Annotated in this window: 19 protein-coding genes; 14 read left to right on the forward strand and 5 right to left on the reverse strand. The window is 47.1% G+C overall.

The annotated features are described in order from the left end of the window. Window positions 1–4: 4 nt before the first annotated feature. Entirely contained in the window at window positions 5–310 is a 306-nt protein-coding gene (locus FQV30_RS05520) for an AzlD domain-containing protein (protein ID WP_146499103.1), read from the reverse strand. Further along, on the reverse strand, window positions 310–1,002 hold the full coding sequence (locus FQV30_RS05525) for an AzlC family ABC transporter permease (RefSeq protein ID WP_146499104.1): 693 nt from the start codon (window positions 1,000–1,002) through the stop codon (window positions 310–312). The genes FQV30_RS05520 and FQV30_RS05525 overlap by 1 nt, the downstream gene beginning before the upstream one ends. A gap of 363 nt (window positions 1,003–1,365) precedes the next feature. On the opposite strand from FQV30_RS05525, the gene FQV30_RS05530 reads away from it, so the two are divergent. From FQV30_RS05530 to FQV30_RS05560, 7 genes are all read left to right on the forward strand, one after another. Beyond that, entirely contained in the window at window positions 1,366–1,995 is a 630-nt protein-coding gene (locus FQV30_RS05530; RefSeq protein WP_186725534.1) for a TVP38/TMEM64 family protein, read from the forward strand. Between the two features lie 74 nt (window positions 1,996–2,069). Next, window positions 2,070–5,546 carry a helicase-exonuclease AddAB subunit AddB gene (gene addB, locus FQV30_RS05535; RefSeq protein ID WP_146499106.1) on the forward strand — a complete coding sequence of 1,159 codons (3,477 nt, stop codon included), beginning with the start codon at window positions 2,070–2,072 and terminating at the stop codon, window positions 5,544–5,546. Then, window positions 5,524–9,135: a helicase-exonuclease AddAB subunit AddA gene (addA, locus tag FQV30_RS05540; RefSeq protein ID WP_146499107.1), complete on the forward strand. Its 3,612-nt coding sequence runs from the start codon at window positions 5,524–5,526 to the stop codon at window positions 9,133–9,135. The genes addB and addA overlap by 23 nt, the downstream gene beginning before the upstream one ends. Window positions 9,136–9,145: 10 nt before the next feature. Beyond that, window positions 9,146–10,324, forward strand: a complete 1,179-nt coding sequence (locus tag FQV30_RS05545) for a DUF418 domain-containing protein (RefSeq protein WP_146499108.1) — start codon at window positions 9,146–9,148, stop codon at window positions 10,322–10,324. 43 nt (window positions 10,325–10,367) lie between these two features. Beyond that, on the forward strand, window positions 10,368–11,267 hold the full coding sequence (locus FQV30_RS05550; protein WP_146499109.1) for a fumarylacetoacetate hydrolase family protein: 900 nt from the start codon (window positions 10,368–10,370) through the stop codon (window positions 11,265–11,267). 69 nt (window positions 11,268–11,336) lie between these two features. Continuing rightward, complete coding sequence (locus FQV30_RS05555) at window positions 11,337–11,717, forward strand: YisL family protein (protein WP_146499110.1); 381 nt, start codon at window positions 11,337–11,339, stop codon at window positions 11,715–11,717. A gap of 186 nt (window positions 11,718–11,903) precedes the next feature. Further along, window positions 11,904–13,358: an alpha-amylase family glycosyl hydrolase gene (locus tag FQV30_RS05560; protein ID WP_146499111.1), complete on the forward strand. Its 1,455-nt coding sequence runs from the start codon at window positions 11,904–11,906 to the stop codon at window positions 13,356–13,358. Window positions 13,359–13,407: 49 nt separating this feature from the next. On the opposite strand, the gene FQV30_RS05565 is transcribed toward FQV30_RS05560, so the two are convergent. Together FQV30_RS05565 and FQV30_RS05570 are read right to left on the reverse strand one after the other, a co-directional pair. Then, entirely contained in the window at window positions 13,408–14,259 is an 852-nt protein-coding gene (locus FQV30_RS05565; protein WP_146499112.1) for a DegV family protein, read from the reverse strand. A 20-nt stretch (window positions 14,260–14,279) separates the two neighbouring features. Next, window positions 14,280–15,086, reverse strand: a complete 807-nt coding sequence (locus FQV30_RS05570) for a Cof-type HAD-IIB family hydrolase (protein ID WP_146499113.1) — start codon at window positions 15,084–15,086, stop codon at window positions 14,280–14,282. Between the two features lie 224 nt (window positions 15,087–15,310). Here FQV30_RS05570 and FQV30_RS05575 point away from each other — a divergent pair, with 224 nt between their 5' ends. The 3 genes from FQV30_RS05575 (at window position 15,311) to FQV30_RS05585 (ending at window position 18,738) form a co-directional block, all read left to right on the forward strand. After that, window positions 15,311–16,078, forward strand: coding sequence for a prolyl oligopeptidase family serine peptidase (locus tag FQV30_RS05575; protein ID WP_146499114.1), 768 nt, complete (start codon window positions 15,311–15,313; stop codon window positions 16,076–16,078). Window positions 16,079–16,143: 65 nt separating this feature from the next. Beyond that, entirely contained in the window at window positions 16,144–16,452 is a 309-nt protein-coding gene (locus FQV30_RS05580; RefSeq protein WP_146499115.1) for a metal-sulfur cluster assembly factor, read from the forward strand. 141 nt (window positions 16,453–16,593) lie between these two features. Further along, window positions 16,594–18,738: an ATP-dependent Clp protease ATP-binding subunit gene (locus tag FQV30_RS05585; RefSeq protein WP_146499116.1), complete on the forward strand. Its 2,145-nt coding sequence runs from the start codon at window positions 16,594–16,596 to the stop codon at window positions 18,736–18,738. A gap of 19 nt (window positions 18,739–18,757) precedes the next feature. Here FQV30_RS05585 and FQV30_RS05590 read toward each other — a convergent pair whose 3' ends face one another. Next, window positions 18,758–18,943 carry a YjzD family protein gene (locus FQV30_RS05590; protein WP_146499117.1) on the reverse strand — a complete coding sequence of 62 codons (186 nt, stop codon included), beginning with the start codon at window positions 18,941–18,943 and terminating at the stop codon, window positions 18,758–18,760. Window positions 18,944–19,130: 187 nt separating this feature from the next. On the opposite strand from FQV30_RS05590, the gene FQV30_RS05595 reads away from it, so the two are divergent. From FQV30_RS05595 to FQV30_RS05610, 4 genes are all read left to right on the forward strand, one after another. Beyond that, window positions 19,131–20,066: a beta-ketoacyl-ACP synthase III gene (locus tag FQV30_RS05595; protein WP_146499118.1), complete on the forward strand. Its 936-nt coding sequence runs from the start codon at window positions 19,131–19,133 to the stop codon at window positions 20,064–20,066. Window positions 20,067–20,093: 27 nt separating this feature from the next. Then, window positions 20,094–21,335 (forward strand): beta-ketoacyl-ACP synthase II, encoded by a 1,242-nt coding sequence (gene fabF / locus FQV30_RS05600; protein WP_146499119.1) that lies wholly within the window; start codon window positions 20,094–20,096, stop codon window positions 21,333–21,335. Window positions 21,336–21,519: 184 nt separating this feature from the next. After that, window positions 21,520–22,572 carry an ABC transporter ATP-binding protein gene (locus FQV30_RS05605; protein WP_146499120.1) on the forward strand — a complete coding sequence of 351 codons (1,053 nt, stop codon included), beginning with the start codon at window positions 21,520–21,522 and terminating at the stop codon, window positions 22,570–22,572. Next, window positions 22,569–23,579: an ABC transporter ATP-binding protein gene (locus FQV30_RS05610; protein ID WP_146499121.1), complete on the forward strand. Its 1,011-nt coding sequence runs from the start codon at window positions 22,569–22,571 to the stop codon at window positions 23,577–23,579. The genes FQV30_RS05605 and FQV30_RS05610 overlap by 4 nt, the downstream gene beginning before the upstream one ends. The last annotated feature ends 2 nt before the right edge of the window (window positions 23,580–23,581 follow it).

Below are 23,581 nucleotides of genomic sequence, written 5' to 3' on the forward strand. Positions count from 1 at the left end.
GAAATTAAAAAATCAAGCTATAAACTGCTAAAATTGCAATCGAACCTAATACAACAACCATGACATCGGCTCCGGCAAAGGCTATGCCGAATGCGGCAGCTGCACCGATTACGCCGAACCAGACATTTTCCTGGACAAAAAAGATGGCAGGAAAGATCAAAGCGCCCAGAACTGCATAAGGGATATTACGAAGCACATGCTGCACAGGAAGGGGGAGTTCGCGTCCTTCCAAGAATGTCAATGGGATTGCGCGCGGAAGATAGGTCACTGCCGCCATCCCGAAAATCATCCACCAAAACCATCCGCCCATTAAGATTTCACCTCTTTTGGAGAAATAAGTTCAACGAAAACCGCGGAGACCAAAGTTGAAACCATGATGGCCCAGCCGGTTGAAAGCCACTCTGTAAAATAAAAGAATGAATTAGTAAGAGCAGCGATAACTGCGAGGCTCACTACTTTGCGGTTGCCACGCATCGATGGGACAAGCAATCCGACAAACATGGCATATAGCGCAATCGACATCGATGCCTGAAGAAATTGCGGTAAATTAGCGCCGATCAAATGGCCGATTGCCGTAAAAATGACCCAGCTACCGTATGAAATGAGTATGACGCCAGCTGCAAACGCCGTGCGTAATCTGCCACCTTTTTGGGTAGCCAATACCGAAAACGATTCATCGGTAACGCCAAAAGCATATATCGCTTTTTTCCACCTGGCTTCCGGCTGCATCTTTTCGTTAAGCGCTGCCGTCATTAGAAAGTGGCGGATATTGACGATAAATGTGTTCAATACTATGACTGCTGGAGCGACGCCAGCAGCAATCAATGAAAGTGATATGTATTGCGCAGCTCCTGCGAAAACGAAAATGCTCATGGCAGTCGCTTCAATAATGGAAAGCCCGGTTGTTTTTGCGAGCAGCCCGAAAGTCAGGGCTATCGGAAAATAGCCGATTGCTATACTGGTGCCGGCTTTCAGTCCGGCGGTGAACCCACGTGCATCCAAATTGCCTCTCTCCTTATGTACGAGTATTTCTCTTTTCCAAATCAGGGGAAAGAGTGTAAAGTAATGATAAACGTATATCTTGTGCCGGTTTGTTGGACTGGGGAATCGAGCCAAGAGCAGAATTTCATAAAGCACTCGCTTTTACCCCCGTTGTTCGCCGCATCAGATAGTCAGCTTATATTGCCAGTTTATCATTTGGTTTCCATTTAAAAAAGGAACCAATGGAAATAAGCATACCACTGACCCCCGTTTTGTTATGGCAGTCCCCCTTTGATTTCTGCGCGTCGAAAAATCTTCAATGCATAAAGGCGAAGGCTGTTTTTTGATAAGATAGATAAATATAAAGATTGAAGGATGGACAATATGATGGATATCGTTTCTTGGGAAAATATATATGAGTTGACTCAGTCATATCGGGCGTTAGGGCCGATTATAGGGGTTTTGCTTCCGTTTCTTGAAGCATTTCTTCCTTTTTTACCGTTGTTCGCTTTTGTCATAGCCAACGCAACAGCATATGGATTTTGGGTCGGTTTTCTTTTGTCATGGGCAGGGACTGTGGCAGGCTCTTATGCGGTATTTTTGATAGTCCGCAAATTTGGCCAAGCCCGTTTCTTGCATTTCATGACACGGCATAAAAGAGTTCAAAAGCTCATCCATTGGGTAGAGCAGCATGGGTTCGGCCCTCTTTTCTTGATCATTTGCTTTCCATTCACACCTTCAGCGCTCGTGAATGTGGTGGCCGGCCTTGCGAATATACGCCGGTATTATTACCTGGTGACGCTGATGGCCGGGAAATTTGTAATGGTCTTTATCGTCACCTTTGTCGGGCACGACATCCGTGCCCTGTTTACCCAGCCAATCCGGACAGCTATCGTTGTCTTGCTTATTGCGCTGCTGTATGTCGGCGGAAAAGTTCTCGAAAACCGGATGAACAAAAAAGCGGAAGCTGAGTTTCGCAGAATAAGAGAAGAACAAAGAAGAGGACAGCAATGAAACGGCTGCAGTGGATTTTATAGCAGATTTCCTATAAAATAAGAACAAACGTTCCTAGTTAGAGAGGTGATTTTGTGCCATTACGAATCGTATATGGACGTGCAGGTTCCGGAAAAACCCGGTTCATGCAAAATGAAATTATAGAGGAATTAAAACAGCGGGCGGATGGCGATCCGATTTTTTTGATCGTACCTGACCAAATGTCTTTCTCGACCGAGTATCGGTTGTCAACGACAGATGGCATGAGGGGAACGATCCGGGCACAAGCAATGACCTTCAAACGGTTGGCGTGGCGGGTATTGCAGGAAGTCGGAGGCATTAGCCGAAAAGAAGTGGATACATTCGGCTATCGGATGCTCATCCGCAGTTTGCTGGAGGAGCACCGTGAAGATTTCCACCTGTTCCGGAGGGCTGCCGGAAAAAGAGGGTTCACCGATCAGATCGAGCAGCTGGTCAAAGAGTTTTCAAGGTATTGCGTGGCATGCGACGAATTGACGAACATCCGCTCTTCCCTGTCTGAAGCAGGAGCTCCGCGGACATTGCTTGATAAAGCGGCAGACCTTGAACTGATTCTTACAGAAATCGAAAGCCGCCTCGGAAAAGTGTTTGTCGATTCTGAAGGGCATTTAGCTTTGCTGTCGGAGAAAATAAAGCATTCCGAAATTGTAAAGCACGCGGAAATCTATATGGATGGGTTTGTAACATTCACAGCCCGCGAATTTGAAATCATCGGTGAACTGATGAAATATGCGAAATCGGTGACCATCGCATTGCCGCTGGACGACCAGACAGATCCCCAAGACGAACAGGCATTGTTTTATCAGTCGGCGATCACTGTGCAGCGATTGGTTGAGCAGGCCCGAAAAGAAGGAGTAGCGATCGATCCATCTGTCCATATGCATTCTCCGCGCCGGTACAATAATCCGGAGCTTTCCCATCTTGAGCGGCATTTTGACGATTACCCGGCGAAAAAAACAGCTTCGGATGGAAATGTAGCTATCATTGAATCTTCGAGCAGAAGAGCGGAAATGCATGCCATAGCAAGAAAGATCCGCGATCAAGTGAGGGGCGGTTTAAGGTATAGCGAAATCGCCTTGCTGTACCGCGATCCGGAAGTCTATGACGAATTGATCAATACGATTTTTCCGCAGTACGATATTCCTTATTTTATAAGCCGGAAAAAATCGATGCTTCACCATCCGCTGATTGAATTCAACCGGTCGGTTCTGGAAGCTGTGCTGTCTAACTATTCATATGAACCGGTTTTCCGGGCTGTAAAGACCGATTTGTTCTTTCCTGAAGGAAGCGTTTCAAAATGGCGGGAAAGAAGCGACGTTTTAGAGAATTTCATCATCGCGAACGGAATTTACGGTGAGCGTTGGTTTGAAGAAAATCGCTGGTTTTATAAGAAATATCGGGGACTCGAATTTCACACAGGCATCCAAACCGATGAGGAATTGGCCATGCAGATGGAATTGCATGCAGTCCGCGATTTGATCCGGGAGCCTCTTGCCCGTTTGAAAACCGGTTTGGATGATTGTGCGACTGGAAGGGAAATCGCACAAGCGCTATATTCTTTTATAGAAGAAATGGATGTCTATGCAAAAATCCAGCACCTTAAGGAGCGGGAGGAAAGGGAGCACCGGCTGCTCGCCGCGACAGAACATGAACAGGCTTGGAACGAATGGATCGGTGTATTGGACCAATTTGTGCTGATGTTCGGCGATAAGGAGCTGGAGCTTGCTACGGCAGTGAAGATTCTGGATGAAGGATTCGAGACGCTGGAATTTTCACGCATTCCGACATCCCTGGATCAAGTGACGGTGTCAAAAATCGATTTGGCGCGTTTGATGGACATCAAATCGGTGTTCGTTATCGGAGCCAATGACGGAGTCTTGCCAAGAAGAATCGAGCAGGAAGGCCTGTTGACGGATGCTGACCGGGATTGGTTTTCCCAAGTCGGCATTGAATTGGCACCTTCTTCCAAAATGCGGCTCATGGATGAAACCTATATGGTTTACCGGGCGTTCACATCAGCATCCGATTTGCTGACAGTATCTTATCCGATTGCAGACGAAGAAGGCAAGGCGCTTTTGCCGTCGGTCTATATTCAAAAATTGGTCGACATGCTCGGCGTAGCCATTTGGCCGGCAGTCATTGATCCGGCGGAATTGGGAGAAGTTTCGCATCTGGAATATATTTCGCATCCACGGGCGACGCTGGCATATCTGACTTCCCAAATACGCGAAGGGGATTTGACGCCTGAGTGGCGGGCGGTGCTCGCCTATTACCATAAAGACCCGTTATGGTCATCCGTGGTAAACCGAATTTTGGAACCGGTCAAACCGAACAAAGCGGATGAGTTGCGTGAAGATGTTGCGGAACCTTTATACGGCACACCTATTTCCGCAAGTGTACCGCGCGTCGAGACTTATTTCAGCTGCCCGTTTGCCCATTATGTGCAATACGGATTGCGGTTGGAAGAACGCAGCCAGTACAAGCTGGCGCCGCCGGCAATGGGGGATCTGTTCCATGCGGCCATCAAATGGATTTCCGATGAAGTGAACAGGCTGGACGTTTCATGGTCATCATTGACCCGGAAACAGTGCCAAGAGCTGGCGAAACAAGCGATGGAACAGCTGGCGCCTTATTTTGTCAATCATATCTTAATCAGTTCACATCGCTACCGCTATATTCAGCACAAGTTGGAGGGCATTATCCGCCAAACTGCCTTCATGCTGAGCAAGCACGCAAAAGTGACAGGATTTGCGCCGGTCGCACTGGAGGTCGGATTTGGGCCGAAAGAGACCATTCCGCCGCTGGATATTGATTTGAAAAAAGGCCGCAAGATGAATGTGCGAGGGCGGATCGACCGCATTGATTCGACGGAAATCAATGGCAAACCGTACATTCGGGTTGTGGACTATAAATCGTCCAAACAAGGGCTTGATTTGAGCGATGTATATCATGGACTTGCGCTTCAGACATTCACCTATCTTGATGTTGCGTTGACCCATTCAGAACGCTGGCTTGGCGAACCTGCTGAACCGGCAGGCGTCCTTTACTTTCATATGCATAATCCGATGCTGAAATTGACCAAACTGATGACTTCGGAAGAGCTTGAAGAGGAAGTGGCCAAATCGTTCAAGATGAACGGCCTCGTCGTGGAAGACCCCGCTGTCATTTATGCAATGGATGAGGAGATAGAAGGATTCTCGAACATCATTCCAGTCCGGATGAACAAAAAAGGGGAAATTTCGAAGTCGCAATCCAAGACGGTGATGAAAGAAGACATGGAGATGATCCGCAAATTCGTCCGCAACAAGCACCAGAGTGCAGGCAATGGCATCTTGGAAGGGGACACGCGCATCATTCCGTACAAAGTCAAAGAAGATACGCCGTGCCAGTTTTGCTCGTACCGTTCAATCTGCCAATTTGATCCGGCAGATCCTGATCAGTCGTACCGGAAGCTGCCGGCACTGCCAGCCGACAAAGCGGTGGAATTGATACGAAAGGAGACGACAGAGAATGATTCCGATAAAACCAGCTGATGCCACGTGGACAGATGAACAATGGCGGGCGATATGGGCGAAGGGACAAGACATGCTCGTTTCCGCTGCCGCCGGTTCCGGAAAGACTGCTGTCTTGATCAACCGGATGATCGAAAAAGTACTGGACGAGGAAAATCCGATTTCGGTTGATGAGCTGCTGGTTGTGACATTCACCAACGCATCAGCGGCTGAAATGCGGCACCGCATGTCGAATGCACTGGAAAAAGCGGTGGCCGGGAATCCGGAATCCAAGCATTTGCGCAAGCAGCTGCGCTTGATCAACAAAGCCCAAATTTCGACGCTGCATTCATTTTGCCTGCAAGTGGTGAAGCAGTACGCTTACCTGCTGGAAATCGATCCAGGTTTCCGCATTGCTAACGAGACGGAAGCCGCCTTATTGCGCGATGACGTAATGGAAGCGATTCTTGAAGCGGCATATGAAGGGGAAGGGGCGGATGAAGTCTATCGTTTGGCTGACAGCTTCACTTCCGACCGCAGCGACCAGGCAATGGAAGTGCTGATCAGTAAATTATACGATTATTCGCGCGTTCATCCACAACCCGAGCAATGGCTTGAACAAGTTCCGGCGCTCTACGATGTGCCGCTTGGGGCGTCAATCGACAGCTTGCCGTTTATCGGCGACCTGAAAATGACGATCCGCCATGCGCTGGAGGAAGCGCTGCAAGTGACGCATGAAGGCCTCCGCATTGCCGCTGCCCCTGATGGTCCTGCTTTGTTGTCCGATACCTTTGAACTGGACGCCGCAGTCATAAAGACTGCAATCGAAGCACTTGAGGAATCATGGGAAACTGTTTATTCACTGGCTAAAACGTTCTCTTGGGCCAAAGCTGCCTCCGTCCGGAAAGACTCCTGTGATCCGGAGCTGGCTGATGAAGCCAAAGCCAAACGGAACCAAGCTAAAAAAATTGTCAATGATGTGTTCGACGCCTATTTTGTGCGTACGCCGAAACGCTTGTTGGATGAGATGCGGGAAATGGCGCCTTTAATGAAAACTTTGGTCCATCTGACGCAAACTTTCGCAAACCAATATAAAGCGCTGAAGATTGAGCGGGCCCTTGTCGATTTTTCTGATTTGGAGCATTACGCTTTGCGGATTTTATCGGATGAGGGAAATCCTTCCGCCATTGCGTTTGAGTACCGGAACCTCTTCAAAGAAGTTTTGGTGGACGAATACCAGGATACGAACATGCTTCAGGAAACCATTTTGAATCTTGTAAAGTCGGGCGATGAAAAAACAGGCAACCTCTTCATGGTGGGAGACGTCAAACAATCCATTTACCGCTTCCGCTTGGCAGAACCCATGCTTTTTTTAGGGAAATATTCCCGATTCACAAAAGAAGCGGGGCAAGCAGGCCTGCGCATCGACCTGAATGCCAATTTCAGGAGCCGCAAAGAAGTGCTGGATGGGACCAATTACATTTTCTCTCAAATCATGGGGGAACGGGTAGGGGAAATCGATTATGATGAAGCGGCGGCCTTGAAGGCGTTGGCACCCTATCCCGATCAAGAGATGCCGATTGAGTTGGCGCTGATTCACGAACCGGAAAGCGAAGAAGAATCTTCGGTTGACGACGATTTTGAAAAATCGCAATGGGAAGCCCGCTACATCGCCGGCAAAATCCGTGAGTTGATGGAGAAAGAGACGCTTGTTTACGATCCATGGAAAAAAGAGCAGCGGCAATTAGAGTACAGCGATATTGTTGTGCTGATGCGTTCCATGACCTGGTCAGGCGATTTTGTCGACGAATTCAAAAAAGCCGGCATTCCACTTTACGCAGAACTGACAGGCGGTTACTTTGACGCGCTGGAAGTCATGATCATGATGAATGCCTTGCGGGTGATTGATAATCCTTACCAGGATATTCCGCTTGTCTCGGTGCTGAGGGCGCCTTTTATAGGGCTGGCGGAAAATGAATTGGCGGAAATCCGGCTAGCCGCGCCGCAAGCTTCTTTTTATGAAGCGGTGAAAGTTTTTATCCGCGGGGGTTCTGGCATCGATCCAGCAGCAGCGGAGAAGCTGCGGCGTTTTGTTTTCCAGTTGGAAGACTGGCGCAATCTGGCACGCCGTGGTTCTCTGGCTGAATTGATCTGGCAGGTTTATCTTGATACAAATTATTACGAAATGGTCGGCGCCATGTCGAATGGCAAACAGCGCCAAGCGAATCTGCGTGCTTTGCATGACCGTGCGCTGGAATATGAGAAGACATCGTTCCGAGGACTGTTCCGCTTTTTGCGCTTTATCGACCGGATGCGGGAGAGAGGCAATGATTTAGGGGCGGCGAAGTCCTTGAGCGAAAAAGAAAATGTTGTGCGGCTGATGACGGTCCATAAATCGAAAGGCCTTGAATTTCCTGTCGTCTTTTTCGCGGGGCTCGGCAGATCCTTCAACGAAATGGACTTCCGGAAATCCTATTTGCTGGATCAAGACTACGGCCTTGCTGTGAAAGCCGTGAATCCGGATACTCGCATTGAATATACGTCTTTGCCGTTTTTAGCGGTCAAGGAAGTGAAGGAATTACAAATGAAGGCAGAAGAGATGCGGGTCTTGTATGTGGCGATGACGCGTGCAAAAGAACGATTGTTTCTAACCGCATCTGTCAAAGAAATTGATAAGCAGATTGAAAAATGGAAAGTGGCGTCAACAGAAGTGCGACTTCCTGAATTTGTACGATCGAGGGCAAAAGGCTATTTGGATTGGGTCGGTCCGGCATTGTCACGCCATCCTGATGCGGCGGATATCTTCAAATTGAATGGCAGCATCCTGGACCACCATTCGCGCTTCCGGATTTCTGTAGTGGAAACGCGCGATCTTCTCTCGTCTGCGGCGAATATCGATGAACTGCTGCAATCTAAAGCTGGAGAAGAAGATTTCACTGAAAAGATAACAGACCGCTTTGATTTCCGTTATCCATATCAGCACACGGTAGAAAAGCGGTCGAAGCAATCGGTTTCTGAGATGAAACGGCTGCAGATGCTGCAGCGCATGGATGAGCCTGAATCATTTGTCCAAACCGCGACGGCTGAACGCCGCACCGTTTTCAATCGACCTGATTTTATGCAGGAAAAGCGGCTGTCCGCTGCTGATGTCGGGACGGCGGTCCATGCGGTCATGCAGCATATTCCGCTTGACCGGAAATTGGCAGCCGCAGAAATCAGGGAGTTTGTCGATGCCCTGGTCGGCATGGAGATTTTATCGCCGGATGAAGGAAAGGCTATCAATGTCCGGGAAATTGAGCGTTTCTATGAAAGCGATATTGCGGGGCGGTTGATGAAGGCGACAAACATCAAACGGGAAGTTCCGTTCACGTATGCTAGGGAAGATGCTGATGGCGACCGCCAAATCATCCAAGGGATAGTCGATTGTTTGTTTGAGGAACCGGACGGCTGGGTGCTGCTCGATTATAAAACGGACCGCATCCGCCAGCTTTCGGATGTGCCGCATGAAATGGCAGCAAGGTATACTGTCCAGCTGGCAGTTTACCAGGAAGCTGTTGAAGCGATTTTGCGCATTCAGATCAAAGAGCGTTCGCTTTATTTGTTCGCCGCGGGCCATGAAGTGAGAATATAGGAGGATTTATGTGAAAATACAACCCGTTGCATCAAATGAGCGGGTGGAAGCGATTGATATGATGAGAGGCTTCGCGCTTCTTGGCATATTGATTATCAATATGCTGACCTTCCACTCGCCCTTATCATATGTAAATCCGTATACGTATTATACTCGTCCGTATGATGCCGAAATTTACGGATTTATTGATATTTTCATCCAAGCCAGCTTCTACCCGTTATTTTCCATGCTCTTCGGGTATGGATTAGCAATGCAATTTTTAAAGGCTGAAGAAAAAACACAGCTATTTATTCCGCTGGCGGCACGGAGACTGCTGGTTTTGCTCGGCATCGGCATTTTGCATGCATTTCTCCTATGGTATGGCGATATTTTAATCACTTATGCAGTGATTGGATTTTTGTTGATCGGCATGCTCAATCTTCCATCCAGGCTTCTGGCATGGCTGGCGGTGCTGATCTATGCAGTGCCGCATGCTTTGCTTCTGGCTTTGATGTTTATAGCAGTATCGGCTAATCCTAATTTTTATACAGGTATTCAAGCTGTACAAAGTTCAATTGACGCATATGCGAATGGAACTTTTGTCGATATTTTTGGTCAACGCCTGTCAGATTGGGTATACAGCAATAACCCGTTTAATTTTATCATTCAGATTGCGACCATCCTGCCGTTTATGATGGCCGGGGCGGCTGCTGCTAAATGGCGGTTGATTGAACGGGCTAAACAATACCGAAAGGTGTGGATTTTTCTTGCCGTCGTCCCGCTGCTTGCCGGATTGCTGCTGAAAGCAACTCCCCAACTGTTCGATAAAAATTACGCATTTGTTTATTTGCAGGATATTTTCGGCGGTCCGCTGGTGGCGGTCGGCTATGCGGCGATGATTGCTTTGCTCGCTCAAAACGCAGCTCTCCGAAAGCTGCTGCGTCCGTTTGGGCAAGTAGGACGGATGTCGTTGACTATCTATATTATGCAGTCGTTGATTGCCACATTGATTTTTTATTCATATGGATTCGGCTTGTATGGCCAAGTAGACCTGCTTACAGGAACACTGATCGCTCTTGGCATCTTCGCCATCCAGCTGCTGTTTGCGGAAGCATGGCTGTCCAAGTTCAACCAAGGCCCGCTTGAGAAATTGTGGAGAAGATTGACTTACCGGAAAAGTTTCGAAAATAATAGCAATTCAAAACCCTGAATGTGTATAATGAATGGAATCAAAGAAAAGGAGTGTTTAACGAATGAAGCTGTTATCGTTTCGCTATGGAGGAAAAGAACGTTTTGGGCCGAAAGTGAAAAAAGAAGAAGCCGTATGGGATGTACTTGAAATACAGCAGCAATTGGAGGTTTTACCATCTTTTCCGGCACAGCTGATTGTAGGGATCTCCCAGGGAATGGAATTTGTGGAACAAATCCGTAAGTTGGTAGAAGCTGCTTCCCAATCAGAACGCCCTGAAGATTTCAAACACTCTTACTCGGAAATCGAATGGCTGGCGCCAATTTCAAGAACTCCAAAAAATATCATTGCGATTGGAAAAAACTATGCGGACCACGCTAAAGAAATGGGGGCTGAAGCTCCTGAAGATTTAGTGGTTTTCACTAAAGCGCCAACTTGCATTGTGCCGGATGAGGCGACAGTGCCAGCCCATAGCGAATTAACGGATTCATACGACTATGAAGGTGAGTTAGCGGTAGTCATCGGAAAAGCGGGCAAGTCGATTCCGAAGCAATTGGCTTATGATTATGTATTCGGCTATACCATTGCCAATGATTTGACTGCGCGGGACATCCAAAGCAAGCATCAGCAGTTCTTCCTTGGAAAAAGCCTGGAAGGGTCTTGCCCGATGGGACCTTATCTGGTGACAAAAGATGAAATTCCGGAAGCGCAGAACTTATCTATTGTCACGAAAGTCAACGATGAAGTGCGCCAAAACGGCAATACGGAAAATATGATCCGCCGCGTTGATGACATCATCGCAGAAGTATCAAAATACGTGGCGCTAGAACCAGGCGATGTGATTCTGACTGGCACTCCTGCCGGTGTCGGCAAAGGCTTCAATCCGCCAAAGTTCTTGAAAGCGGGCGATACGGTGAAAGTTTCCATCGAGTCGATCGGAACACTCGTCACACATTTGTCATAACGGCAAGTTTGTCTTTTAGTCCCTTGGTTATGCTAAACTGAGAAAGACTAATTATAAAGAGGTGACGTTTTGGGAATTCTAACTGATTCGACTCATTTACACATTACGACTTGGGTCATAGCGCTTGTGCTTTTCTTAGTGGCGGCGTTTATGGACCGGAACAGCAAAGGGCGCAAAATCACGCATATGATCCTTCGCTTGTTCTATATCCTGGTCATTATTACAGGTCTGACATTGTTTATCGAATGGTCTTCATCTGACGCGATGCAATACGGATTGAAATTCTTATTCGGTTTATTGACAATCGGCATGATGGAAATGGTCTTGGTCCGTTCGAAAAAACAAAAACCGACAACGCTTTTCTGGATATTGTTCGCAGTGTTCTTATTTGTGACGATGTTCTTCGGATTCAAATTGCCGGTTGGCAGCAGTTTTTTAGCAAACCTTTAAAAACAAGCGCATCTGCGCTTGTTTTTTTATTGTCTTCTCGAAAATTTCGCTGAATTCACAGTTTAGACGAAACCTGACGAAAGAAACAGCCCTTTCTTCAACTTAGCGTGGCGGCAAAACCGGGATTTTGTTAAAATGAATCGGGTGTAACAGAATCTAGTTGCCTCATTTGAAGGAGGATTTATATTGAAAGCAAAGTGGCTCTTAAGCATTTTTACCGGAATGCTGATCATAAGCATGGCAACTCCTGCAACAGCGGCAGAAGATTCGCGCGAACTGCAAGATGAAAGCATATATGATGTTTTGGTTGACCGTTTTTTCAACAAACAAATTCAAAACGATTATGAAGTGAACGGGGCAGACCCCGCTGCATTCAACGGAGGCGATTTTGCCGGGTTGACCGGGGAAATCAACCATATCGATGAAATGGGCTTTACTGTACTGTCAATTGGGCCGGTTTTTTCTTCAGAGACTTATGACGGCAAAAAAGTGCTCGACTACAACAAAGTGGAGCGCCATTTTGGAACAGAAGAAGAATTGAAGGCATTGATTGATAAAACCCACGAAGTGGGCATGAAAATAATGGTGGATGTACCGACGCAGCAAGTAAGCGCAAATCATGTGTGGGTGAAAGAGAATTCACAATGGTTCACGGAAAATGAAGATGGAACCATGGCTCTGGACCTTGAGAATCCGGAAGCGCAAACGGCTTTGACAGACTTTGCGGTTGGTTTTGTCTCTGACTACGAAATAGATGGGATGCGGCTGCAGCAAACAAGCGCTATTCACCCGAATTTCATCCAATCCTTTTCTGAAGCGATAAAAAGCGTCCGGGATATTTACTTGTTAAGCGATCAAGAGATGGAACTGGTTAGCGGCCTTGATGCTGCAGTGGTGCCCGGTATTGAAGGGGCGCTTCGCAACGCGTATAAAAACTTCGACCATGAAACATCCGATTTGGCCGAGTTGATGAAAACCACCGAAGGAAATTTGATCCAGGTCGATTCCTTGGCAAATTCCCGATTTACAGCGGATATGATAGCGGAAAAAGGATATCCTCCTACGCGCTGGAATTTGCTGTTTACACAATTGTTCACGATGCCGGGAATCCCTGTTATGCAATACGGTTCTGAAATTGCTATGAACGGTGAAGAGGCCCCTGAAACGCATCAAATAATGGATTTAGGTGTAGATCCGGAAATGGCGGAACATATCACCAATCTCAATTCATTGCGCAACACATCTGAAGCGCTTCGTACAGGCGATTTGGAAATTTTGCATGAAGAAGGCGGCTGGCTCGTTTACAAGCGATCCAATGACGAAGAAACATGGATTATCGCCATCAATAACTCTTCAGAAACTAAAAGCATCTCATTGCCGGCTGACATTGTCGGAAGCGATAAAGAAATGCGCGGATTGTTTGAAAGTGATATCGTTCGCCAAGAAGCGAATGGAGAATATATGATCACGCTGGACAGGGAAGTGGCAGAGACGTTCAACATCATAGAAGAGCGCGGATTCAACAAGGCGTATATCGCGGCTTTGATTGTCTTGTATGTTGTCTTTATGATATTTTTGCGGATTGTCTGGAAGAAAGGCAAGCAACGCAAAGCTGATGAAGCTGCAAAAGCGAACGCATAAGAAAAAGCACCTGTCTTAAAACGATAGGTGCTTTTTGCTTCTTGATTTTTTACAGCGCCCGGTTCAAAAAGAAAACAGCCAGTGTGCCTGGGCCGGTATGGGAGGCAATTACTGAACCGATCAAATAGATTTCCACATTTCTTGGATGGAAATGTTCTTCAATTTCATTTTTGACGAAGGCGGCGAACTCTTCATCATCTCCATGGCTAATGGCAATCGTTTGATTTCTAAGCTGTTCGCCGCGTGTTTCCATCAGCTCGATCATCCGTTTGACTACTTTTTTGCGCCCGCGCAACTTCTCAATCGGCACAAGTTTGCCTTCCTCTACGTGAAGCAGGGGTTTGATATTCAACAAACCTCCGACAAAGGCGCTGCCTCTTGAGATTCGACCTCCCCGAGCCATGTAATCGAGATCTTCTACCGTGAACAAACTTTCCATATGATCTGCCATTGTGCGAACGCGCTCGATAATTTCACTGAGCGGCTGGCCTGCATCCCGAAGCTTTGCCGCCTCTTTCACAAGGAGGCCATGGCCAAGAGAAGCAGCTTTTGAATCCAGTATGGTCAGGTTCAAATCAGGATAATCCTCCCGCACTTGTTCGGCCACCATGACTGCTGTGTTATATGTGCCGGACAGTTCCGAAGAAAAAGCGATATAAAATCCTTCATCCTTGTCTTTCGCCAATTGTTCGAACGCCGTCAACATTTCTTCAGGCGAAACCTGGGAAGTTTTCGGCTGGATGCCTGAACGAATAGCATCATACACCTTTTGGGAATGGATCGTTCGGATGTCCTCGTATTCCTCATCACCGATGTGGACGCGCAGCGGAAATAAAACCACTTGTTCTTTTTCGAAAAACTCTTTCGGCAGGTCTGAAGCGCTATCTGCAAATAATCTCATTCGAATCCCCCGATTTCTGCTTACAGTTTTAAACGATCAATCAGCAATTCAGCAATTCCATCTTCATTGTTCGTTAATGTGATCTCATTGGCAATGTTTTTAAGCGGTTCAATGGCGTTGCCCATGGCAACTCCCAGGCCCGCATATTCCAACATTTCCAAATCATTGTCTTCATCTCCGAAAGCGATGATGTTTTCTTTCGGTATGCCAAGCGATTTGGATACCCGGTCAATGCCGACCGCCTTGCTCAAACCGCTTTTGACTATTTCGATAACATGCCAAGGGGCGCCCCATCTTCTATGGTCAATCACTTCGGCGTGGACCGAGGACAAATGCTCATGGATCAACTGCACTTTTTCGACCGGCGCATGGATAAGCATCGATGTAGGATCCACTTTTAAGTAATTGCGCAGATCCCCGGTAGTGATGCTTGGATCTCCGAACCGGAAAATGTCCATCAGTTTTTCGTCATGGTAGTGCACATACACATCATCCAGCACCTCCGCCACGATGTTGTAAAAGTCAAATTCGTGCATCGACTCGACCACTTCATGGACAACATCAAGGGAAATTGGCGTATGGTGGGTTCCCCAATCGGAGTCGGTCGGATGGTGTACAAAAGCGCCGTTAAAGTTAACGATTGGTGTGTTCAATCCCAGTTCTTTATAATAAACTTCGCTCGAACGGAAAGGGCGCCCTGTAGCAATCATAACTTGATGTCCAGCATCCAAAGCTTTTCCTAACGTTGTTTTTGTTTTTTCTGAGATGACTTTTTGGTCAGTCAGTAAAGTGCCGTCCAAATCCAGGACGATTAAATGTTGTTTCATAAATAGCCGTCTCCTTTCTCTACATGTATAGTGTAGCGATAAGTGGCGCATTCCGTCAAAAAATATCAAGAAAAGGGGATGCGGCATGAAAAACGAAGCAGGTGTGCCGAAAGCTTGCAGGTTTGCAAAATTGTTGCAGATGGATTGTTTGCGGGCCGCTTGGAACATTGGTACGATTGATGATATGGAGTAAAGTCAAAAAAAGTAAAAGGATGTGGAGTAGAGTGAAAGTAGAACGTGAAGTATGGAAAGGGATTCCCTTGCTCCATGTTGCACCGGAAGAGGGATGGAGCAAGCCGCTGCCAACAGTGGTTTTTTTTCATGGCATTACAAGCGCGAAAGAGCATAATCTGCACTATGCCTACCAATTGGCCGAAAAAGGCGTGCGCGTGCTTTTGCCGGACGCGCTTTTGCACGGTGAACGGACAGAGAATTTACCGGAAATGCAGCTGATTGTCCGCTTTTGGGAAATCATACTGAACTCCATCAAAGAACTGGATTACATAAACCAAATCGCACATAACAAACAGCTGGTCAAAGGGGAAATGGCGATTGGCGGCACATCAATGGGCGGGATTACGACGCTTGGCGCTTTGGCCGCCTATCCATGGATCAAAGCGGCATCAGTCATGATGGGCGCGGGCAACTATGTCGAACTTTCAAAAGGGCAAATCGTCCAATTTGAATCACGCGGATTTCAGCTGCCTTTCACTGAACAGCAGCGGGAAGAGTTGTTTGAGGCATTGGGAAGATTCGACAGCACGAAAAATCTGCATGCATTCAAGCAGCGCCCTGTCTTCTTTTGGCATGGGGAACAGGATACGGTAGTGGCATTTGAACCGACATTCAACTTATACAGCCATTTGAAAGATTACTATCGGGAAAAGCCGGAACTTCTTTATTTCATGCGGGAAAGAGAGGCAGGGCATGCGGTCAGCCGCCAAGGGATGCTCGCTGCAACAGACTGGCTCGCCAAGCATGTGAAGGCTTAAGCAAGTAAATTTCATTTCCGCAGAAAGTTTGCTAAGATTAAAAGACAGAAAAGGGAGGGAATCTTATGGATCAAGATATGCGCGATAGCATCATGGGTGCTTTAGAAGGAGTCGTTGACCCGGAGCTTGGCGTTGATATTGTCAACTTGGGCCTCGTTTACGACGTTGATATGTCAGAAGAAGGATTTACGGTCGTAACCATGACGTTAACTTCAATGGGATGCCCTATGGGCCCGCAAATCGTAAATGATGTGAAACAGGCCTTATACGAATTGCCGGAAGTATCCGAAGTGGATGTGAAAATTGTCTGGCAGCCGGCATGGAGCAAAGACAACATGTCCCGTTATGCGAAAATGGCGCTTGGCATTCGATAAAAGTGAAAATGATCGATTCTTCAACGAACCTGTCCGGCTATTTCGGGCAGGTTTTTTTGTGTGTATCGTTTGCCATCCTGCGTAAAGTCACCTATAATTAAATTAGTCAAATAAGGTCAAACTCGTTAAGGAGTGATTTTTATGGTCCGAATGAATACTGAAGAACAAAAGAAACCGCTCGAGCAGTACGGGCGCAATATGGTGGAAGAAGCCAAATCCGGAAAAATGGATCCGGTTATTGGCCGTGATCAGGAAATACGCAATGTTATCCGTATTCTATCCCGGAAAACGAAAAACAACCCCGTGTTGATCGGCGAGCCAGGTGTCGGTAAAACGGCGATCGTTGAAGGGTTGGCCCAGCGCATTGTCCGCAATGACGTGCCTGAAGGCCTCAAGGAAAAGGTGATTTATGAGCTGGACATGAGCGCATTGATCGCGGGGGCAAAATACCGAGGCGAGTTTGAGGAGCGGCTTAAAAGCGTATTGAAGCAGGTGAAAGACAGCGAAGGCCAAATCATTTTGTTCATCGATGAAATCCATACCATTGTCGGAGCCGGCAAAACCGAGGGTGCAATGGATGCAGGGAACATGTTGAAACCGATGCTTGCGCGTGGGGAATTGTTCTGCATAGGCGCAACGACGCTTGATGAATACCGGATGCACATTGAAAAAGATCCGGCACTTGAACGGCGCTTCCAGCAAGTGATGGTGCGTGAACCTTCTGTCGAAGATACGGTTTCGATTTTGCGCGGTTTGAAAGAACGGTTTGAACTGCATCATGCTGTGCGCATCCATGACCGTGCCATCGTGGCGGCAGCGGCCATGTCCGACCGCTATATCACAGAACGTTTCCTGCCGGACAAAGCGATTGATTTGATAGACGAAGCATGCGCTATGATCCGCACTGAAATCGATTCGATGCCGCAAGAACTTGATGAAGCAACAAGACGGCTCATGCAGCTGGAAATTGAAGAGCAGGCATTGATGAAAGAAAAGGACTCGGCAAGCAAGTTGCGGCTTGAGACATTGCGCAAGGAAATTGCGGAACTGAAAGCGGCGTCTGCTGACATGCAAAAGCAATGGTCGGAAGAAAAAGAGTCTTTAAAGAAAATTCAGGCCATGCGGGAACAGCTGGACCAATACCGCAGACAGCTTGAAGACGCAGAGAACAAGTATGACTTGAACGTAGCGGCTGAACTTCGGCACGGCAAGATTCCGGCGTTGGAGAAAGAGCTGGCGGGATTAGAAAAAAATCTGGAACATGGAGGGGCTGAGCGCCTTCTCCGCGAAGAAGTGACCGAAGAGGAGATTGCGGGCATTGTGGCACGCTGGACTGGTATACCTGTTACGAAGCTCGTGGAAGGCGAACGTGAAAAATTGCTGCGCCTTGACGAAACGCTGAAAGAGCGGGTCATCGGCCAAGACAATGCAGTGCGTTTAGTGACTGAAGCTGTATGGCGTGCGCGAGCAGGCATAAAGGACGAACGGAAACCGATCGGATCATTTATCTTCCTGGGGCCGACCGGAGTAGGGAAAACCGAGCTTGCAAAATCGCTGGCTGCAAACCTGTTCGATTCTGAAGATCATTTTATCCGTATTGATATGTCGGAGTACATGGAAAAGCATAGTGTATCGCGTCTCGTCGGAGCGCCTCCAGGATATATCGGTTATGAAGAGGGAGGCCAACTGACAGAAGCGGTGCGGCGCAATCCGTATTCTGTTGTTCTGCTGGACGAAATAGAGAAGGCGCATCCGGATGTCGCCAACATTCTCCTGCAAATTCTGGATGATGGGCGCATCACAGACAGCCAAGGGCGCCTCGTCAACTTTTCGAACACAGTTGTCATTATGACTTCCAATATCGGTTCCGCTTTTATCGGTGATGAAAGCGACGAACACAATATCGAGGATATCGTCATGGCAGAACTTCGCCGGCATTTCAAACCAGAGCTGTTGAACCGCATCGATGACATAGTCATCTTCCATGCATTGAACAATTCGCATTTTTACGGCATTGCGAAAAAAATGCTGGCTGAACTGGCTGGCCGTATGCGCCAACAGCAAATCAGCCTGTCTGTCGATGATGCAGTAGTGGAGTACATTGTGGAAGCGGGCACCGATGCAGTGTTTGGGGCTCGCCCATTGAAACGCTTTATCCAACGGGAAATAGAAACTAACATCGCCCGGGAATTGATAAAAGGGGATGTAGAGCCGAACACGGGGCTGCATTTGGGCATGGACAACAAGCAATTGAAAATCAGCAAAAAAGAAGCGCAATCCGAATGACGGATTGCGCTTCTTTTTATTAATGTTTTTCTGGTGCCGGGCTGTCCGGAATGATTGAAGAAAGGATAAAGATCAACACTGAAACAACCAAAGAAATGTAAACGCCATTCATAAAGTCGAAGTGAACGTTTTGTACAGCGCTTACTACATAGTTAAGCAACGAAATTAATAAAAATGACCATAAGAAAGTTCCAATAAATTTCATCTAATTTCACCTCTACATAAAATATCTTTAATCATCATATCATACGCGCCAACTGACAGAAAGAATGTTTCGCTTTTTTAGCGATATTTTGTCGGAAGTATGTCAATCAGTTGAAAAAATGCAGTCGTTAACGTATTATTAATACCAGGTACTAATAAGTGATGATAAGTGAAAAGAGGGGCTATCGATGAATGCAGGAATAATCGGTATTGGCAGATGTCTGCCGGAAGATAGATTAACGAACTTCGACTTGGAAAAACGTATGGATACATCGGATGAGTGGATCCGCACAATGACAGGCATAGAAGAACGCCGGATTGCCAGGGATGAGCAAGACACATCGCATATGGCGAGAGAAGCTGCCCAAAAGGCGATAGAAGATGCGGGAATTGACCCTGCTGAAATCGGCTTGATCTTGGTTGCTACAGTTACCGGAGATCAGCCATTTCCATCTATGGCCTGCATGATCCAGCAAGAGATCGGTGCCGTCCACGCAGCGGCAATGGATCTTTCGGCCGCTTGTGCGGGCTTTATGTACGGGGCGGTCACAGCAAAACAGTTTATCGAATCTGATGTATATAAATATGTATTGGTTGTCGGCGTCGAAAAACTATCAAAGATTACAAATTGGGAAGACCGGAATACTGCGGTCCTGTTCGGTGATGGAGCTGGAGCGGCTGTTTTGGGGAAAGTCTCGGACGGCAGAGGAATTTTGTCGTTTGAACTCGGAGCAGACGGCAGCGGCGGAAAACATTTGATTCAGGAAGATAAATACCTGCAGATGAACGGCCGGGAAGTGTTTAAATTCGCAGTACGCCAAATGGGCGAATCAGCTGAAGCGGTGATTGAAAAAGCCGGGCTGACAAAAGAAGATGTCGACTTCCTGATTCCTCATCAGGCCAATATCCGCATTATGGAAGCATCCCGTACTCGTCTGGATCTTCCAATTGAAAAAATGTCGAAAACGATTCATAAATACGGCAATACATCGGCTGCGTCAATTCCGATTTCACTCGTAGAAGATGTGGAAGAAGGCCGGATCAAAGATGACGATCTAGTTGTCATGGTCGGGTTCGGCGGCGGATTGACATGGGGCGCAATTGCCATGAGATGGGGCAAATAATAAGATATGCGAAAGGAAGAAAATAGAATGTCGAATCGTCGTGTAGTCATTACAGGTATGGGCGCTGTAACGCCGCTAGGGAATAATGTGGAATCCACATGGGAAGGCATTAAGGCGGGTAAATCGGGAATCGGTCCTTTGACAAGGCTTGATACAGAGAAATTCCCGGCAAAAATTGCCGCTGAAGTGAGAGATTTTTCTATTGAAGATTACATTGAGAAGAAAGAAGCACGCAAAATGGATCGTTTTACACATTACGCGCTTGCTTCTTCAATAATGGCGATGAAAGATGCAGGTTTGGAATTAGACGAAAAAACAGCGCTCCGTACGGGAGTGTGGATTGGATCTGGAATCGGCGGTATGGAAACCATTGAAAACCAGATGGATGTGCTGAATGATCGTGGCGTTCGCCGCATCAGCCCATTTTTGATTCCGATGATCATTCCGGATATGGCGTCTGGCCAAGTATCGATTTACTTCGGGGCCAAAGGGATCAATTCTTGTTCGGTAACTGCATGTGCTTCTGGAACGAATTCCATCGGTGATGCGTTCAAAGTCATTCAGCGAGGAGACGCTGATGTCATGATTTCTGGCGGTGCAGAAGCTCCGATTACAAGACTTTCGGTTGCAGGCTTTACCGCAAACACAGCTTTAACCACGAATGAAGATGTGGCTACCGCTTCACGGCCATTTGACAAAAACCGTGATGGATTTGTTATTGGGGAAGGTGCCGGCATTGTTATTTTAGAAGAGTATGAACACGCAAAAGCGCGTGGCGCCAAAATTTATGCCGAAATGATTGGCTATGGCTCGACCGGAGATGCACACCACATCACTGCACCGGCGCCAGGCGGAGAAGGCGCAGCGCGTGCAATGGTCCAGGCCATTGAAGACGCTGGCATCGATAGAACAGATATCGGTTATATCAACGCCCATGGCACAAGCACACCTTACAACGATTTGTTTGAAACGATGGCGGTCAAATCAGTGTTTGAAGAACATGCATACAAACTTGGCATGAGCTCAACCAAATCAATGACGGGCCATTTGCTTGGAGCAGCTGGAGGAATTGAAGCGATTTTCACGGCTTTAGCGCTGAAAGAAGGCATCATGCCTCCAACTACAAACTACGGTACACCGGATGAAGAATGTGATTTGGATTATGTGGCAAACGAAGCACGCAAAGCCGATCTTGCTTATGCAATGAGCAATTCACTTGGTTTTGGCGGCCATAACGCGTCAATAGTCATGAAAAAATTTGAAGAATAATTTATGAACACCTTGCCGTTACGGCAAGGTGTTTTTTGTGCTTTTATACAAAAAAGAAAGGGATAAACCGATGAATAGAAAGAAAATTTATAAAACTTTATAAAAACATATTGAACTTGTAATACTTTTGTAATAAAATTTGAATTAGTAAGAATTGCCAGAAAATAATTTAAGAGGTGTTCAAATGTCTGCTAACTATGCATCAAATCACCAGACACCCCTTCTTCAAGTGAAAAATCTCCAGACGGGTTTCAAGATTGATGGGGATTACTTTAATGCAGTAGAAGGTGTTTCATTTAATATTCAACGCAAGCAAATTGTAGGCGTCGTAGGTGAGTCCGGCTGCGGAAAAAGTGTAATGTCCTTATCTATCATGCAGCTTTTGCCGGCAGGAATAGGAAAAATACGGGGCGGAGAAATTGAATTTGAAGGCGAAGCCATATCTAAGCTGTCCGACAAAAAGATGAACAACATTAGAGGGAAGGATATCTCAATGATTTTCCAGGAGCCGATGACATCATTGAACCCTGTATTTACCATCGGTTATCAGATACAAGAAGTCATCTTGAATCATGAGAAAATCTCTAAAAAAGAAGCGCGCAACCGCTCGATATCCCTTCTGAAAAGTGTAGGAATTCCGCGGGCAGACAAAATTGTTGACGAATATCCCCATCAATTGTCCGGGGGAATGAGGCAACGGGTGATGATTGCGATGGCGATCGCGTGCCAGCCGAAATTGCTTATTGCAGATGAGCCGACTACTGCATTGGATGTGACTGTACAGGCGCAAATTCTGGAACTGTTAAAAAGCATCCAAGAAGCTAATGATATGTCAATCATTCTGATCACACATGATTTAGGCGTTGTGGCGGAAATTTGTGATGAAGTTCTGGTGATGTATGCGGGGAAAATCGTTGAACGTGCAAACGTGGAAGAGCTTTTCAATAATCCGAAGCACCCATATACCGACCTTCTGATGAAAGCCATACCGAAAATGGATGAAGATGTTGAAAAGCTGGCTACAATTGACGGCCTGGTTCCTTCTATCACCAACATGCCGCAAGTCGGCTGCCGCTTTTCCAACCGCTGCCCGAAAGCGATGCCGGAATGCATGACAATAACCCCGCAGCTTGGGGAAGTTGCCGCGGGGCATGAAGCGGCTTGCCTGTTATACGATTCAAGTTGGCCTTCTGGAGAAAAGCGCCAAAAAGAAAGGGAGGGTGCATCCGCTGTATGACAACAAGAGACTTTATACAGGAACGAATAGACAGCCTCCAGAACCGTGATGTGCTGTTAGAGGTGCAGAACTTAAAGACCTATTACCCCGTTACAGGAGGCTTCTTCAAGAGGGTTGTCGGGAATGTGAAGGCGGTGGATGATGTCTCGTTCTCCGTCCGAAAAGGAGAAACGCTTGGCTTGGTAGGCGAATCCGGATGTGGAAAATCGACTACCGGCCGCACCATCTTGAGGCTTCTGAAACCGACTGATGGGAAAATTTTGTTTGAAGGCAAGGACATCACCAAAATCTCAGGTTCTAGGCTTCAAAAAGCGCGGCGCGATTTTCAAATGGTTTTCCAAGATCCTTATGCGTCGCTCAACCCGATGCAGATGGTAGGCGATATTGTAGCCGAGCCGATCCTTAATTATGAAAAGCGAAGCAGAAAGGAATTGGAACCGGAGATCAAGAAGTTATTGACTCGCGTCGGCCTGCCAGAAGAAGCTTATTATAAATATGCGCACGAATTTTCCGGTGGACAACGGCAGCGGATAGGGATTGCCCGCGCCTTGGCTCTGAATCCGAAATTGATAGTAGCGGATGAACCTGTTTCTGCACTAGATGTATCTGTGCAATCCCAAGTTTTGAACTTGCTGAAAGAGCTGCAAATCGAATTTGATTTGACTTATCTGTTTATTGCGCACGATCTTAGCGTAGTAAAGCATATGAGCGATCGAATCGGAGTGATGTATTTGGGCAATCTCGTTGAGCTTGCTTCAAATAGAGATTTATACAGAGAGCCGCTTCACCCTTACACCCAAGCCCTGATTTCTGCGATTCCGGAACCAAATACGGCGATCAAGAAAGAACGGATTGTGTTGAAAGGGGATGTGCCAAGCCCGCAAAATCCGCCGACCGGCTGTCCGTTCCATACGCGCTGCCCTATGGCGATGGAAGTTTGTTCCAAAGACAAGCCTCTATTAACAGAAGTGCGGCCAGGCCATCACGTAGCATGCCATTTGTATTGATC

Origin of the sequence: Planomicrobium sp. CPCC 101110 (assembly GCF_007859395.1) — a bacterium.
In the GTDB taxonomy this organism is placed as follows: Bacteria; Bacillota; Bacilli; order Bacillales_A; family Planococcaceae; genus Planococcus.